The organism is Amycolatopsis coloradensis (assembly GCF_037997115.1).
Classification (GTDB): domain Bacteria; phylum Actinomycetota; class Actinomycetes; order Mycobacteriales; family Pseudonocardiaceae; genus Amycolatopsis; species Amycolatopsis coloradensis_A.
The window spans coordinates 6,966,353-6,980,816 of the sequence record NZ_CP150484.1 but is presented as its reverse complement, the minus strand read 5'-3'; the positions used below and the strand labels follow the sequence as shown (position 1 = coordinate 6,980,816).

The window sequence follows — 14,464 nt, the reverse complement described above, 5'->3', positions numbered from 1 at the left end:
GGTGGACGTCGGGGGCACGAGTGTGCGCGCCGGCGTGGTGGACGAGCACGGCTCGCTGATGGACACGGCCAGGGTCGGGACCCCCAGCGGCGAGGACGCGCTCGAGGACGCCATCGCCGGGGTCGTCGAGGACCTCCGCAACCGGCACGACGTCTCCGGCGTGGGCCTCGCGGTCGCCGGGTTCGTCGCGAAGGACCGGCGGACGGTGATGTTCGCGCCGCATCTGTCCTGGCGTGCCGCGCCGGTCGCCGAGCGCATCGAAAAGCGGGTCGGCCTGCCGGTGACACTGGAACACGACGTGAACGCCGCCGCCGTCGGCGAGTACCGCTTCGGGGCCGCCCGTGGCGCTCATGTCGCCGCGCTGATCGCACTGGGCACCGGGATCGGCGCGGGACTGCTGCTCGACGGCAAGATCTACCGGGGCGCGTACGGTGTCGCGCCCGAACTCGGGCACCTGACCGTCGTCCCCGGCGGCAGGCCCTGCCCGTGCGGGAAGTACGGCTGCTGGGAGCGCTACTGCAGCGGGACGGCGCTGGCCGCGACGGCGGTGGAACTGCTCGCGCGGCATCCCGGGCGCTCGACCGTGCTCGCGCGCGAGACCAGGGGAGATCCCGGCTCGGTCACCGGCCGCCGGGTCGCCGGTGCCGCCCGCGACGGCGACCCGATCGCCCAGCGCGCGATGACCGAACTGGCGAAGTGGCTGGCCGAGGGCCTGGCCCTGGTCGCCGACGTCTTCGATCCCGAGATCATCGTGATCGGCGGCGGGGTGTCCGAGTCGGCGCCGCTGTTCCTCGACGAGGCGCGCGAACGCTACGCGGACAAGATCACCGGCGCCGGGCACCGCCCGCTGGCACGGATCCGGGCCGCGCACCACGGCGACGATTCGGCGATCGTCGGCGCCGCCGCGCTCGCCGTCGACGCGGCGAACGCTCCCGGCGCCGAGGTCGGTGTGACAGGCTGAAGCCGTGACCCGGCAAGACGGCAACGGCTTCGTGAAGTGCGCTTTCGGGCATCTTCACTGGGGTTTGAACGGCGCCGCCGGGCTGCTGCTGTCCGATCCCGCGCGCGGTGTGCTGCTGCAGCGGCGGGCCTGGTGGGTCCATCATGGACGCACCTGGGCGCTGCCAGGGGGCGCAGTCGAGGCGGGGGAGAGCCCGCGTGAGGCCGCCACTCGCGAGGCGCACGAGGAGGCCGACATCCCGCCCGGCCGGGTCCGCGCGCCGGCGGCGTCGCATGTCGACCACGGGAACTGGCGCTACACCACGGTCCTGGCCGCGCCGATCGGCCCGCTTTCGGCCAGGGTGACCAGTGCGGAGAGCGCGGAACTGCGGTGGGTCCGGGCGGCCGAGGTCGCGGGCTTCCGGCTGCATCGCGACTTCGCGGCGGCGTGGCCGGGATTGAGGGAACACTTGGATCGCGGGCTGGTACTGGTGGTCGATGGCGCGAACGTCGTCGGGTCGCGGCCGGACGGCTGGTGGCGTGACCGGCGTGGCGCCGCGGAACGGTTGCGGGACAAGCTCGCGACCTTGGCCGGGACCGGGCTCGCCGATCCGGCGCTCCCCGGTGGTGGCGAATGGTCGTGGTGGCCGAAGGTCGTGCTGGTCGTCGAGGGCAAGGCGCGGGGAGTCGCGCCGGTGCCCGGTGCCGAGGTCGTCGACGCCGAGTCCGACGGGGACTCCCGAATCGTGGCCGTCGCGCGGGAGGCCCGGGCGGCCGGTCCGGACGACCACGTCGTCGTGGTGACCGCCGACCGTGAGCTGAGGTCCCGCGTCGAGGCATTGGGCGCTTCGACCTTCGGCCCCGGCACCCTCCTGGGCCACCTCGACTCCCGCATTTAGTCCTCTGAATGCGGTAGTTGCACGCGCAAGGACCGCATTCAGAGGACTGAACGCGGAGGGTCAGGAGCGCGCGATCTTCCCGTCCCGCATCTCCGCGATGAGCGAAGCGACGACGGCGCGAAGGCTGCCGTTGTACTGCTTCGCCACCGCGCGCTGACGCAGGTAGCTCGGCCCGCAGGTCAGGATCGTCTCCACCGACCGCAGTTCGTCGGCGCAGTCCAGGCGCCGGGCGACCGGTTCCAGCCGGTTCAGCAGGTCGTAGGTGTCGTCGGTGACCAGCCGCTCGTTGCCCGCCGCGTCGAGGATGACGATCGCGTCGACGCCGTAGCGCGCCGCGCGCCACTTGTTCTCCTGGACGTGCCATGGCGGCAGTGCCGGCAGGATCTCGCCGTCGTCGAGGCGCGCGCTGAAGTCGTCGACCAGGCATTGGGTCAGCGCCGAGATCGCGCCGACCTCCTCCAGCGTCGGCAGCCCGTCGCACACCCGCATCTCGATCGTCCCGAAATGCGGCGCGGGCCGGATGTCCCAGCGGATCTCGGAGAAGTGGTCGATCACGCCCGTGGTGAACATGTCGTCGACGTAGCTCTCCAGCTCGGTCCACTTCCGGAACTGGAACGGCAGCCCGGCCGTCGGCAGCTGCTGGAACATCAGCGCGCGGTTCGACGCGTACCCGGTGTCCTCGGCGCCCCAGTACGGCGAGGACGCCGAAAGCGCTTGCAGATGCGGCGCGTACTTGAGCAGCGCGTCCAGGATCGGCAGTGCCTTGTCGCGGTGGTCGACGCCGACGTGCACGTGGACGCCGTAGATCAGCATCTGCCGTCCCCACCACTGGGTACGGTCGATGAGCTTGGCGTAGCGCTCCTTGTCGGTGACCTTCTGCTGGTACCACGTCGAGAACGGATGCGACCCCGCCGAGAACAGTTCGACGCCCAGCGGGTCGAGCACCGAGTGCACGACGTCCAGCGAGTCGTTCAGATCGGCCTTGACCTCGGCGATCGTGTCGCAGATCCCGCTGATCACCTCGATGGTGTTGAGCAGCAGCTCCTGCTTGATCTTCGGATGCTCCTCCTCGCCGCCGGGACGGACGGCGTCGAGCACCTGTTCCGCGACCGACGAGAGCTCACCGGTCCGCCGGTCGACGAGGGCGAGTTCCCATTCCGCGCCGACCGTCGACCGGCGCGAGGGGGTGAAGTCGATCTTCATCTTCCGAATTGTCCGGCAGATCAGACCTGGGCGCCGTTGTTCGGATCCGCGCCGGGCGGCGGCCCCTGACGCACCCGCAGCAGGAGCAGGGCGATGGCGGTCGCGAGGGCGAGGATGCCGAGCGGTGTGCCGAGCCGCGTGCCCATGCCGATCAGGTTGGGCGCGATCAGGAGCAGCAGGCCGAGCACGAAGAACAGCAGGACGATGAACGCGCCCTTGCGCGGACGCGGCAGGGGAGGCGGCTCGGGTGGCACGAAATGGCCCTCGTCGTCGCTCGGCCCGGCGGGGTCGTCCTCGAAGAGGGTCTTGTCCCAGCTGGTGCCGCCCCCACGCCAGCCCGGTTCGGGTTCGGCGTCCGACGGCTCGGGCCGGGGTGTCTTCTCGGCGGGCTTTTCCGCCGGTTTCTCCAGTTCCTCGTCCGGGAACAGGCCGACGCCCTCCGCACGGAGGTCGGCCACGATCTCGGCGAAGGTCGCGTCGACGTCCTCCGGCCCGTCCTTGCCTCTGCTCATCCGGCGTCCACCTGTCCCGCCCGGCGCACGGACCGGGCGAAGTCCACCGTACGCGTGAAGATCAGGCCTGCGTCGTGGTCTTGCGTGGCGACGTGGAAGCTGTTTTCCAGCACCACCTCGGTCACGTCCTCGCTGCCGATCCCATCCAGGATCACCTGGGAGTTGACCGGCTCCACGATGTGGTCGACGGCCGAGTGGAGCAGGAGCACCGGCTGGGTCACCTTGCCCAGATCCGCGCGGGTGACCTTCCACAGCTTCGCCAAGCTCGCCGCGGCGCGCACGGGCGTCCGCGAATAGGCCAGCTCCGTCTCGCCGGGCTTCGCGATGTCGTTCGCCACGCCCGGCACCGAGGGCAGGATCCTCGACAGGACGGGCAGCAGCTTGGCGTCCCAGCGCAGCGTCAGGACCGACGGGTTCACCAGCACGATGCCGGCGATCCGCTCGCCGAACTCCTCGGCGAGCCGCAGCGTCAGTGTCCCGCCCATCGACATCCCGGCGACGAACACCGTCTCGCAGGTCGCGAAGAGGGCCAGCAGCTCTTCACGGACCGCGCCGTACCAGTCCTCCCAGCCTGTCCGGTTCATGTCCTGCCACCGCGTGCCGTGCCCGGGAAGGAGCGGGCAGCGCACCGTGTAACCGGCTTCGGCCAGATGGTCTCCCCAGGGCCGCATGCTCGCGGGAGTGCCGGTGAAGCCGTGGCACAGCAGGAACCCTGCTTCGGTCGAACCGGTGTGAGCGAACGGTTCCGCGCCGGCGAGGACGGCCATGCGATCGCCTTCCGTGAGAGCTGGGTAGGTCTCCTATGTTCGCACGACCGGAGCGGCTTGTGGGCCCCCGGCCACCGGCGGAATCGGGCCGGATCGGATGTGAGATCCGTCGCTGGGCGCGGGTAACCGGGTGGACTTCGTTGTGCCTGGGGTGCGCGATTCGTAGTCTTGACCATCGGGCGCGGGGGTTGAGCTGCTAGGAGGAGTTTTCGCAGTGCTGTACTGGCTCATGAAACACGTGTTTATCGGGCCACTGCTCAAGGCGCTGTGGCCCACCAAAGTCGTCGGCGCGGAGAACATCCCCGACGAAGGCGGCGCGATCCTCGCGGGCAACCACCTCGCGGTCGCCGACTCCTTCTTCATGCCGCTGCGCGTCAAGCGCAAGGTGACCTTCCCGGCCAAATCGGAGTACTTCACCGAAAAGGGCTTCAAGGGCCTGTTGAAGAAGTGGTTCTTCACCGGCGTCGGCCAGTTCCCGATCGACCGCTCCGGCGGCAACGCCGCGCAGGCCGCGCTCGACACCGCGACCCGGCTGGTCCGCGAGGGGCACCTCCTCGGTATCTACCCCGAAGGCACCCGCTCCCCGGACGGCCGCCTGTACAAGGGCAAGACCGGCGTCGCGCGGATCGCGCTCGAGTCCGGCGGCGTCGTGGTCCCGGTCGCCATGATCGGCACCGACAAGGTCAACCCGATCGGCTCGAAGATGTGGTGGCCGCGCCGCCTCGAGATCCGCTTCGGCAAGCCGCTCGACTTCTCGCGCTACGAAGGCCTCGCCGGCGACCGCTTCATCGAGCGGTCCATCACCGACGAGATCATGTACGCGCTCATGGAGCTGTCCGGTCAGGAGTACGTCGACATCTACGCCGCCAAGGCGAAGGAACTGATCGCCGCCGAAGAGGCGGGGCTCCGCCCCAAGGTGCCCGCGCAGCCGTCCGCCAAGGACGTCGCCCGTATCCCGGACACCAAGGTCGGCTGAGGCCCCACTAGGGTTCTCCGGTGCGCTTTTTCTACGACACCGAATTCATTGAGGACGGCGTGACCATCGATCTGGTGTCGATCGGTGTCGTGGACGAAAGAGGACGCGAGTTCTACGCGGTCTCGACCGATTTCGATCCCGGCAAGGCCGGCCCCTGGGTCCGCGACAACGTGCTCCCGAAACTCCCGTCGCCCGCCGACCCGGCGTGGCGCAGCCGCGAGAAGATCCGCACGGACCTGCTCGAGTTCTTCGGCAAGCCGCCCGGCGGGATCGAACTTTGGGCCTGGTTCGCCGCTTACGACCACGTCGCGCTGGCGCAGCTGTGGGGGCCGATGCCCGCGCTGCCGCGTCAGCTGCCGCGGTTCACGCGTGACCTGCGGCAACGCTGGGAGGACGCGGGCAAGCCGAAGCTCCCCGCGGCGCCGGACGACCAGCACGACGCGCTGGCGGACGCGCGGCACAACTACCAGCGCTGGCAGATCATCGAGTCCTACTGGCACCGGTAGGCCCTTGAGTACTCGGACTGGTGTGAAGGCCGAGTTTCCACGGCTGAGCCGAGGGAGGGGGGCCTTCACGCGCGGTCGTCGTGGCTGATGGGACTGGAGTTGACGGTTCCGTCCGTGAAGGTCTCCTTGCCTACTCTCAGGGGCAGGGTCCCGGCAAAGTCGTGTTCATGCTGCCCAAGTGGGTGGTGAAGGGCCGTGCCCGATTCGGGCGTTTTGCGAAGTGGTCGTGAGTGATAAGGAGGGTTAGAACCGTCCTTGTCGCTCACGACCCCCGTCAAACCCGTACAGATAAGCATCAAACGGACATTCATCTGTCTTCTGGCGTCCTTTGTGGACATCGTCCGTTCAGGGCCTCTGTCATCGGCCCCGTTCGGGAGGTCCAGTTCGAATCACCAAGAACGGCACCGGCCAGCGTTTAGGCGACTTCGCCGGGACCCTGACTCTCAAGGTAGGGAAGGAGGCCTTCACTACGGCATCGGCCTGACGGTCCTGAGGTGAAGGGCGCCGGCCCCGCGTGCCATGCGGCGAAAGCTCCCTTCACGGCATAAGACGCGAGCCCTCCACCCCTCGCAGCCCCGCGTGCCGTGCGATGAACGGTCCTTTACTTGCGAAATTTGCCAGGAAAGGACCGTTCCTAGCGTTCCCGAGGGGTCCTCAGCGCCGGGAGTCGACGGCCTCGGCGAGGGTGTCCAGCAGTTCGGCCGTCGTGTCCCACCCGAGGCACGCGTCCGTGATCGACTGCCCATAGGTGAGCGAAGCGGCCGAGCCCAGCGTCAGGTCCTGCCGCCCCTCCACCAGGAAGCTCTCCAGCATCAGCCCGGCGATGCCCCGCTCACCGGCGCCGATCCGCTCCGCGAGTTCACGGACGACCGTGGCCTGCCGCACGTGGTCCTTCGCGCTGTTGCCGTGGCTCGCGTCGATGATCACGCGCTCCGGCAGCCCCGACTTCGCCAGCCGGGCCAGCGTGTCGGCCACCGTCGCGGGGTCGTAGTTCGGGCCGGCGGAGCTGCCGCGCAGGATCACGTGGCAGTCCTCGTTGCCCGCCGTGGTGATCAGCGCGGCGAGCCCGTCGGGGTTGATGCCCGCGAAGACGTGGCCGGCGCCGGCCGCGCGGGTGGCGTCGACGGCGACCTGGACGTCGCCCTCGGTGGAGTTCTTGATCCCGACCGGCATCGACAGCGCGCTGCACAGCTGCCGGTGCACCTGGCTCGCCGCGGTCCGCGCGCCGATGGAACCCCAGGTCACGGTGTCGGAGATGAACTGCGGGGTGATCGGGTCGAGGAACTCGCAGCCCACCGGCAGGCCGAGCGCGGAGATGTCGAGCAGCAGTTTCCGCGCCATCCGCAGGCCGTGGTTGACCTCGTACGTGCCGTCGAGCCCGGGGTCGTTGATCAGGCCCTTCCAGCCGAGTGTGGTCCGCGGCTTCTCGAAGTAGACACGCATGACGATGTGCAGGTCGCGGCGGTGTTCTTCGGCCTTGGCGGCGAGGCGGCGGGCGTAGTCGAGCGCGGCGTCCGCGTCGTGCACCGAGCAGGGCCCGACGACGACGAGGAGCCGGTCGTCCCGGCCGTCGAGGATGTCGACGGCCGAGGCTCGCCCCGCTAGGACGGTATCGGCGATTTCCGCCGTCATCGGATGTTCGTGCCGCAGCATCGCGGGCGACAGCAGCGGGTTGATGGCCGCCGTGCGGTGCCCGTCGAGGGCGATCAGGGTGTCAGCGGAGGGAGACATCGCGGGTCTGGTTCCTTTCGAAAGGGATACCGACCCGCGGGAACTCGCCGAGCCGGTGTGATTCCGGCTCGGGGTGGAGGTCAGCGCAGGTTCACGCGGCCGTGCCCACCCGGGGCCGGCTTCGTAAACCAGAAATAGCGCTGCATGGCGACAAGCTAGCACATCCCGAACGTGGACCGATTCCCGAGGTGGTCCGCCCTGCACCGATCCAGAGAACTCCCGCTACGCTGGTGGCGGGACATGTGACTGTCATCTCTACGGAACACAAGACGGAGGCTTCTCATGCGTGTCGGTGTGCTGACCGGCGGTGGCGACTGCCCGGGGCTCAACGCGGTGATCCGCGCTGTGGTGCGCAAGGGCATCGAGGTACACGGCTGGGACATCGTCGGGTTCCGCAACGGCTGGAACGGTCCCCTCACCGGGGACAGCCGCCCGCTCGGCCTGAACGACGTCGAGGACATCCTGACCCGAGGCGGCACGATCCTGCGGTCGTCGCGGACCAACCCGTACAAGGTCGACGGCGGCGTCGGCAAGATCAAGGCCGTGCTCGCCGAGCAGCAGGTCGACGCGCTGATCGCGATCGGCGGCGAGGACACTCTCGGCGTCGCGAAGCGGCTCACGGACGACGGTGTCGGCGTCGTCGGGGTGCCCAAGACGATCGACAACGACCTCGGCGCCACCGACTACACCTTCGGCTTCGACACGGCCGTCTCGATCGCCACCGAGGCCATCGACCGGTTGCACACCACGGCCGAGTCGCACCACCGGGCCCTGGTCGTCGAGGTCATGGGACGGCACGCGGGCTGGATCGCGCTGCACTCCGGTCTCGCCGGCGGCGCGAGCGTGATCCTGGTGCCGGAGCGGCACTTCAGCGTCGACCAGGTCGTGTCCTGGGTCGAGCGCCGGTTCGAGAAGGAGTACGCGCCGATCATCGTGGTCGCCGAGGGCGCGCTGCCCGAAGGCGGCGAGGAGAAGTTGCTGACCGGGGAGAAGGACGCCTTCGGGCATGTCCGGCTCGGCGGTATCGGCACCTGGCTGGCCGACGAGATCGCCGCCCGTACCGGCAAGGAGTCCCGCGCGGTCGTGCTCGGGCACGTCCAGCGCGGTGGCACCCCGACGGCGTACGACCGCGTGCTCGCCACCCGGTTCGGGCTCAACGCGGTCGACGCCGTGGCCGACGGTGACTTCGGCGTGATGGTGGCGCTGCGCGGCACGGACATCGTCCGCGTCAAGCTCTCCGAGGCGACCGCCGAGCTGAAGACCGTCCCGGTCGAGCGGTACGAAGAGGCCGAGGTCTTCTTCGGCTGAGCCCTGTTTCCGGAGAAGGCCCCTTACTTTGTGCTGTGTTCGGGTAAGGGGCCTTCGTTTTCTTGCGGCCCCGCCTCCGCGGCAAGTTGAATCGCCCTCTGGGGATCCGGGCGAAAGGGACGGCGGTTCTCATGGCGGGTGCGGGATCCAGTAGGCGCGAATTCCTGAGGTGGCTGGCCGTCGGCGGGACCGGAGTGGCCTTCGCCGCGCTGCTGCCCGGCACGGCAGGCGCCGACCTGGGCGAGGTCGTCGTCATCGCCGAGGTCACGCTGATCGACGGCACGGGTTCGGCTCCACGGCCCGGCGTTTCGGTCGTGCTGGCCGGTGACCGGATCGTCTGGGTGGGCGGCTCCGCCGAGCTTCCGGAAACGGGTGGCGCGCGGGTGATCGACGGCCGAGGCAAGTACCTCCTTCCGGGGCTCTGGGATATGCACACCCACAGCGCGGACCTCGAAGAAGTCGTCCCGCCCCTGCACCTGATCCACGGCGTCACGGGGGTCCGCGAGATGTGGGGGTACGCGGAGAACCGCGAGACGAAGGCCAAGATCGAACGCGGTGAGCTGCTCGGCCCGCGGATGGTGCTGGCGAGCGGGATCGTCGACGGGCCGGTCACGCTTCTGGCGCCACCGGTGCTCCATGTGTCGACGGCGGCCGAAGCGCGAGCAGTGGTCCGCGCGGAGAAGGCCGCGGGTGCCGAATTCGTCAAGACCTACTCCTACCTCGGCCCCGATGCTCTGCGCGCGCTCGCGGACGAATCCCGCGCGCAGGGCATCCGGTTCTCCGGGCACTGGCCGTACAAGCTGTCCCACCTGGAGGTGAGCGACCTCGGCCAGCACAGCCTCGAGCACTTCTTCGGGGTGTCCGTCCACTGCTCGTCCCGGCGCGACGAGATCCTCGACAGGTTGGCGGCGACGCCCTACGACCCCGCGGAGCCGCGTGCCTTCTTCGACCTGGCGCGGCGGCTGGAGTTCGAATCGGTCACCACGTACGACCGCGGCCGGGCGCAGGACTACTTCGGCAGGCTGCGGCGCAACGGCACCTGGCATTCGCCGACGCTGACGATCAACCGGGTGGTCACGCAGCCCGCCGAAACCCATCAGCACGACCCGCGGCTGAAATACGTGCCTGCCGGCGTCCGCGATAGCTGGGCCAAGGGCATCGAACGGGTGACGCCCAAGACTCCGGCGGAAATCGCCCTGCAGGAGCGCTACTACCAGGAGACGCTGCGGCTGGTCGGCGTCGCGCACGAAGCGGGCGTCGGGCTCATCGGCGGCACCGACTGCCTCAACCCGTACATCTTCCCCGGCAGCGGGCTGCACGAGGAACTCGCCTTCCTGGTCGAGGCCGGGCTTTCGCCGGTTCAGGCGCTGAAGACCGTCACGGGTGACGCGGCGAAGTTCCTCGGCAGGGAAGCGACGTCGGGCACGGTGACGGTGGGGAAGGAGGCGGATCTCGTGCTCCTGGACGCGAACCCGGCCACCGATATCCGCAACGTCGCGAAGATCGACACGGTGATCACCCGCGGCCGGGTCCTCGGCAAGGCGGAGCGCCTGCGGATGCTCGACGCCGTCGAGGCCGCCGCGAACCGGCCGGCGCCGGCCACGAGCGCCCGCCTCCACTCCCTCGCCCTGCGGGGTTGCTGCTGCTGACCTCCCGCATTTCGTCCTCTGAACGCGGTAGTTGGCGACGCGAACCACCGCGTTCAGAGGACGAAACGCAGGGAGTCAGACGAGCGCGAGGGTGTCCAAAAGCGACACGGCGCGGGCGATGTCCTCGGTGAGCGGCCGATCGTCGACGCTGGGGTCGAGCACCGCCGCGGCTGCCTCGTAGGCGTCCCGCGCCGGCAGGGACACGAGATCGGCCTTGCGCATCCGCAGCGCCCGGACGGCCGCGACCAGTTCGCACGCCAGCACCTGCTGGTACGCCGAGCCCGCCGCGGTCGCCGCCCGGGCGGCCTGGGTGGAGAAGCTCGCATGGTCCTCGATCCCGCGTGAGACGACGGCGGTGCCGAGAGTTGCAGGGAGCGCGGCCTGCCGCAGTTCGGTGAGCGCGTCGTGCGCGACGTACTCCAGGATCATCACGCCCGAACTGCCCGACGGCCCGGCCGCGAGGAACGGCCGCAGCCCGGTGAACTCCGGCTCCACCAGATCGCCCAGCCGGGCCACCGACAGCTCGGCGACCTGATGGACGGTCGCGCGCACCTGGTCGAGCGCGGTCGAGACGTACGCGGTGTGGAAATGCGCGTGGTGGTAGGCGTCCTGGTGCACCGTCGAGATCATCGGGTTCTCGGTGCTGGCGTTGATCTCCACCGCGAGCACGTCGCGCAGGTACTGGATCGCGTCCAGCGCGGGTCCCTGCACCTGCGGGAAAGCGCGGAGGCCGAACGGGTCCTGGATACGCCTGCCGGGCTTGGGCGTGCCCTCCATCCCGAGCAGCCGCCGCATCTCCGCCGCGCACGCGACCTGCCCGGCGTGCGGCCGCGCCTCGTGGACGGGAGTCGCGTAGGCCTCCGGGTTCCCGTCGAGCGCGATGTAGGTCAGCGCCGCGACGACGTGGCTCGCCCGCGTCAGGGTGTCGAGCCGCATCGCCGCGAGGGTCGCTTCGGCCAGCGTCGCGGCGTTGCTGCTCATGAACGCGAGCGCGTCACCTGCCCGCACGGGCACGGGAGGCACACCGCCTGCCAGCCACGGCCGTTCGCCGGTGAGGGCGAGCGCGGTCTCCGCGAGCGGCGCGAGGTCGCCGGTGCCGATCGCGCCCAGCCGGTGCACCAGCGGCAGCGCCCCGGTCCGCACGGCGGCGGCCAGCGCCCCGATCAGCTCGGGACTGAGCCCCGAGCGTCCGGCCAGCAGCTGGTTGAGCCGGATGAGCATCATCGCCCTGGTCTGGCCGGGGGACATGACGTCGCCGCTGCCACCCGCGTGACTGCGCAGCAGCCGCAGCCCGTGATCCGGCGATTCGCCCTCGCCGACCGGGTCCTCCTTGTTGGCGCCGACGCCGGTGGTGCGGCCGTAGACGATGCGGCGCGTGCTCAGCTCTTCGGCGAGTTTCCACGCGCTTTCCGCGCCGCGCAGCGCGGCGATCGAGACGTCGATGCCCAGCGGACCCTCGGTGCTCGCGGCGGTCACGACGTCCGCGCAGCGCAGGGTCCGGCCGTCCACCCGGATCACGGCGGCCTCCTTTCGCGACCGCCCCACTATGAACGCCTTCAGTCCGGCGGCGGCTGCCAGGGCGGCCGGTTGCCCCAGTCCCATTTCGGCATGGGCTCGGGAACCGTCACCTCTCGGCCTGGTTGCGAGAACATCACCGCGAGCCTGCTGCCCCATTCGACATACGCGGCGAACGCGGAACGGAACTCCGGATCGGCGGGCAGCCCGGCCTCGTCGGCGGCGTCGAAGAGCAGATTCACCCAGCGGCGGCGCTGCTCTTCGGTGATGGCGCGGCCGAGATGGCGCCCGACCATGTGCCGGTGGCCGCCGTGGTCGTGGCTGTAGGTCTCCGGGCCGCCGAACACCTCGGCGAGCCAGACCGCGACGTGCTCGGGGTGGCCGGGGTCCATGTCGCGGAAGACCGGTTCCAGCAACGGGTCCTTCAGCACGCGGCCGTAGAAGACGGTGGTCAGCCGTCGCAGGGCGGCCGGCCCGCCCGCCCATTCGTACAACGTCGGCGTCTCGGTCACGTAGGGTCCTCCCAGCGGCGCTGATCTTCCGGTCCGGCAAGGCAACCACCCCGGATCGCTCGGGACAACCGCTTACTTTTCGGTGCGTGCCAACGGGAGTGACGATGAAGCGGTACCGCTGCGCGGTCGAGCTCGCGGTCGACGTCATCGGCGGCAAGTGGAAGCCGGTGATCCTGTCGCAGCTGAAGGAAGGGGTGCACCGGTACGGCGAGCTCCGGCGCCGGATGCCGGGCGTCAGCGAGAAGATGCTGACCCAGCACCTGCGCGAACCGGAGGCGGACGGCCTCGTGCTCAGGGAGAGCCGGGAGGGGCGGGTGCCGCACGTCGAGTACCGGCTCACCGAGGAAGGGGAACGGTTACGCCCCGCACTCGAAGCGCTCTACGACTGGGGGACTCGGCGCGCCGCGGACCGCGGTATCGCTTTCGAGCCGTTACCCATTCACTGACTGTTGCCGTTCCGCTCTGGCCGGGCGGCTCGGCTGGAGGACCTGGACCAGCTCGGCGAGGCGTTCGGCATATTCCCATCGGGGAATGTTCGAAAATGTCCATCCGAAAGTCGTGGTCTGCACCATTGACGAAGTGGTCTAGTCCACTTAACTTGTGCGTGTCCCGCCGCAGTCCTCTCGTCACCGCTGGTGACCGTGAAGGGAGAACGCATGTCCCGTTTGACCAGGTTCACCGCGCTCGCGGGTGCCGCGGCCGTCGCGCTGGGCGCGCTGGCCGTCGCCGCACCGGCGCAGCAGGCGGCAGCCGCACCGGAAGCACCGGAGGCCTCGGTCGGCAAGGTGCTCGGGTACTTCGCCGAATGGGGCGTCTACCAGCGGAACTACCATGTGAAGAACATCGACACGTCGGGTTCGGCGAGCAAGCTGACGCATATCAACTACTCGTTCGGCAACGTGACGAACGGTGGTTGCGCGATCGGCGACGCGGAGGCGGCGACCAGCAAGTTCTACGACGCCGCGGGCAGTGTGGACGGTGTCGCCGACAGCTGGGACACCGGCGCGCTGCGCGGGAACTTCAACCAGCTGAAGAAGCTGAAGGCCAAGTATCCGAACCTCAAGGTGCTGTGGTCCTTCGGCGGCTGGACCTGGTCCGGCGGCTTCGGCGAGGCGGCGAAGAACCCCGCCAAGTTCGCGGAGTCCTGCTACAACCTGGTCAACGACCCGCGCTGGGCCGGTGTCTTCGACGGCATCGACATCGACTGGGAGTACCCGAACGCCTGCGGACTCTCGTGTGACACCAGCGGACCGGCCGCGATCAAGAACCTCGCGCAGGCCCTGCGGGAGAAATTCGGCTCGAAGCTGGTCACCGCCGCGATCACCGCGGACGGCACCGACGGCGGCAAGATCGACGCGGCGGACTACGGCGGCGCCTCGCAGTACTTCGACTGGTACAACGTCATGACCTACGACTACTTCGGCGCCTGGGCCGCGCAGGGCCCGACCGCCCCGCATTCGCCGCTGACCGGCTACGAGGGCATCCCGACCGCCGGCTTCCACTCCGACGCCGCGATCCAGAAGCTGAAGAGCAAGGGTGTCCCGGCGAACAAACTGTTGCTGGGCATCGGGTTCTACGGTCGCGGCTGGACCGGCGTCACCCAGGAGGCCCCGGGTGGCACCGCGACCGGTCCGGCGGCGGGCACCGAGCCGGGCATCCAGGACTACAAGGTCCTGAAGAACACCTGCCCGGCCACCGGCACCGTCGCGGGCACCGCCTACGCCAAATGCGGCAGCGACTGGTGGAGCTACGACACCCCCGCGACCATCGGCGGCAAGGTCACCTACGCCAAGAATCAGGGGCTCGGCGGCGCCTTCTTCTGGGAGCTGTCCGGTGACACCACCGACGGCGAGCTGATCACCGCGCTGGCCAAGTAAGCCTCTCTCAGAAGCGCGTGAAGGCCCCCTTCCCTCGGCTCAGCCGAGGGCCGATGTTCCGCGGCCTGCG

Annotated in this window: 14 protein-coding genes; 8 read left to right on the top strand and 6 right to left on the bottom strand. The window is 69.7% G+C overall.

Annotated features, from left to right (window positions below; all coding sequences use genetic code 11):
- Nucleotide 1: 1 nt before the first annotated feature.
- Both LCL61_RS32400 and LCL61_RS32395 read left to right on the top strand, forming a co-directional pair.
- On the top strand, nt 2–961 hold the full coding sequence (locus LCL61_RS32400) for an ROK family protein (RefSeq protein ID WP_340688733.1): 960 nt from the start codon (nt 2–4) through the stop codon (nt 959–961).
- Between the two features lie 4 nt (nt 962–965).
- A complete protein-coding gene (locus LCL61_RS32395; RefSeq protein ID WP_340683261.1) occupies nt 966–1,838 on the top strand; it encodes an NUDIX hydrolase in 873 nt (290 codons plus the stop codon).
- 60 nt (nt 1,839–1,898) lie between these two features.
- Here LCL61_RS32395 and LCL61_RS32390 read toward each other — a convergent pair whose 3' ends face one another.
- Genes LCL61_RS32390 through LCL61_RS32380 form a run of 3 tightly spaced genes read right to left on the bottom strand, consistent with a single transcriptional unit; the run spans nt 1,899 to nt 4,320 of the window.
- Entirely contained in the window at nt 1,899–3,041 is a 1,143-nt protein-coding gene (locus tag LCL61_RS32390) for a glutamate--cysteine ligase (protein WP_340683260.1), read from the bottom strand.
- A 20-nt stretch (nt 3,042–3,061) separates the two neighbouring features.
- Nucleotides 3,062–3,553: a hypothetical protein gene (locus LCL61_RS32385; RefSeq protein ID WP_340683259.1), complete on the bottom strand. Its 492-nt coding sequence runs from the start codon at nt 3,551–3,553 to the stop codon at nt 3,062–3,064.
- The gene (locus LCL61_RS32380; RefSeq protein ID WP_340683258.1) at nt 3,550–4,320 is read right to left on the bottom strand and encodes an alpha/beta hydrolase; all 771 of its coding nucleotides are present in this window, start codon (nt 4,318–4,320) and stop codon (nt 3,550–3,552) included. The genes LCL61_RS32385 and LCL61_RS32380 overlap by 4 nt, the downstream gene beginning before the upstream one ends.
- 214 nt (nt 4,321–4,534) lie before the next feature.
- Between LCL61_RS32380 and LCL61_RS32375 the strand changes: the two genes are divergently transcribed.
- Together LCL61_RS32375 and LCL61_RS32370 are read left to right on the top strand one after the other, a co-directional pair.
- On the top strand, nt 4,535–5,296 hold the full coding sequence (locus LCL61_RS32375) for a lysophospholipid acyltransferase family protein (RefSeq protein ID WP_340683257.1): 762 nt from the start codon (nt 4,535–4,537) through the stop codon (nt 5,294–5,296).
- 20 nt (nt 5,297–5,316) lie between these two features.
- On the top strand, nt 5,317–5,802 hold the full coding sequence (locus tag LCL61_RS32370) for a polyadenylate-specific 3'-exoribonuclease AS (RefSeq protein ID WP_061984256.1): 486 nt from the start codon (nt 5,317–5,319) through the stop codon (nt 5,800–5,802).
- Nucleotides 5,803–6,456: 654 nt separating this feature from the next.
- Here the strand turns inward: LCL61_RS32370 and LCL61_RS32365 are convergent.
- Nucleotides 6,457–7,533 carry a 3-deoxy-7-phosphoheptulonate synthase gene (locus LCL61_RS32365; RefSeq protein WP_340683256.1) on the bottom strand — a complete coding sequence of 359 codons (1,077 nt, stop codon included), beginning with the start codon at nt 7,531–7,533 and terminating at the stop codon, nt 6,457–6,459.
- Between the two features lie 282 nt (nt 7,534–7,815).
- Between LCL61_RS32365 and LCL61_RS32360 the strand changes: the two genes are divergently transcribed.
- Together LCL61_RS32360 and LCL61_RS32355 are read left to right on the top strand one after the other, a co-directional pair.
- Nucleotides 7,816–8,841 carry a 6-phosphofructokinase gene (locus tag LCL61_RS32360; protein ID WP_340683255.1) on the top strand — a complete coding sequence of 342 codons (1,026 nt, stop codon included), beginning with the start codon at nt 7,816–7,818 and terminating at the stop codon, nt 8,839–8,841.
- 131 nt (nt 8,842–8,972) lie between these two features.
- A complete protein-coding gene (locus LCL61_RS32355; RefSeq protein ID WP_340683254.1) occupies nt 8,973–10,490 on the top strand; it encodes an amidohydrolase family protein in 1,518 nt (505 codons plus the stop codon).
- A gap of 75 nt (nt 10,491–10,565) precedes the next feature.
- Here LCL61_RS32355 and LCL61_RS32350 read toward each other — a convergent pair whose 3' ends face one another.
- Both LCL61_RS32350 and LCL61_RS32345 read right to left on the bottom strand, forming a co-directional pair.
- The gene (locus LCL61_RS32350) at nt 10,566–12,008 is read right to left on the bottom strand and encodes an aromatic amino acid ammonia-lyase (protein WP_340683253.1); all 1,443 of its coding nucleotides are present in this window, start codon (nt 12,006–12,008) and stop codon (nt 10,566–10,568) included.
- Between the two features lie 38 nt (nt 12,009–12,046).
- On the bottom strand, nt 12,047–12,517 hold the full coding sequence (locus LCL61_RS32345; protein WP_340683252.1) for a group II truncated hemoglobin: 471 nt from the start codon (nt 12,515–12,517) through the stop codon (nt 12,047–12,049).
- A gap of 104 nt (nt 12,518–12,621) precedes the next feature.
- Here LCL61_RS32345 and LCL61_RS32340 point away from each other — a divergent pair, with 104 nt between their 5' ends.
- Together LCL61_RS32340 and LCL61_RS32335 are read left to right on the top strand one after the other, a co-directional pair.
- On the top strand, nt 12,622–12,963 hold the full coding sequence (locus LCL61_RS32340) for a helix-turn-helix domain-containing protein (RefSeq protein WP_340683251.1): 342 nt from the start codon (nt 12,622–12,624) through the stop codon (nt 12,961–12,963).
- Nucleotides 12,964–13,173: 210 nt separating this feature from the next.
- The gene (locus LCL61_RS32335; protein WP_340683250.1) at nt 13,174–14,394 is read left to right on the top strand and encodes a glycoside hydrolase family 18 protein; all 1,221 of its coding nucleotides are present in this window, start codon (nt 13,174–13,176) and stop codon (nt 14,392–14,394) included.
- Nucleotides 14,395–14,464 lie beyond the last annotated feature (70 nt).

Coding starts and splice junctions, on each gene's coding strand:
- LCL61_RS32355 (WP_340683254.1), top strand. CDS start 8,973: ATGGCGGGTGCGGGATCCAGTAGGCGCGAATTCCTGAGGTGGCTGGCC.
- LCL61_RS32390 (WP_340683260.1), bottom strand. CDS start 3,041: ATGAAGATCGACTTCACCCCCTCGCGCCGGTCGACGGTCGGCGCGGAA.
- LCL61_RS32340 (WP_340683251.1), top strand. CDS start 12,622: ATGAAGCGGTACCGCTGCGCGGTCGAGCTCGCGGTCGACGTCATCGGC.
- LCL61_RS32380 (WP_340683258.1), bottom strand. CDS start 4,320: ATGGCCGTCCTCGCCGGCGCGGAACCGTTCGCTCACACCGGTTCGACC.
- LCL61_RS32335 (WP_340683250.1), top strand. CDS start 13,174: ATGTCCCGTTTGACCAGGTTCACCGCGCTCGCGGGTGCCGCGGCCGTC.
- LCL61_RS32385 (WP_340683259.1), bottom strand. CDS start 3,553: ATGAGCAGAGGCAAGGACGGGCCGGAGGACGTCGACGCGACCTTCGCC.
- LCL61_RS32365 (WP_340683256.1), bottom strand. CDS start 7,533: ATGTCTCCCTCCGCTGACACCCTGATCGCCCTCGACGGGCACCGCACG.
- LCL61_RS32360 (WP_340683255.1), top strand. CDS start 7,816: ATGCGTGTCGGTGTGCTGACCGGCGGTGGCGACTGCCCGGGGCTCAAC.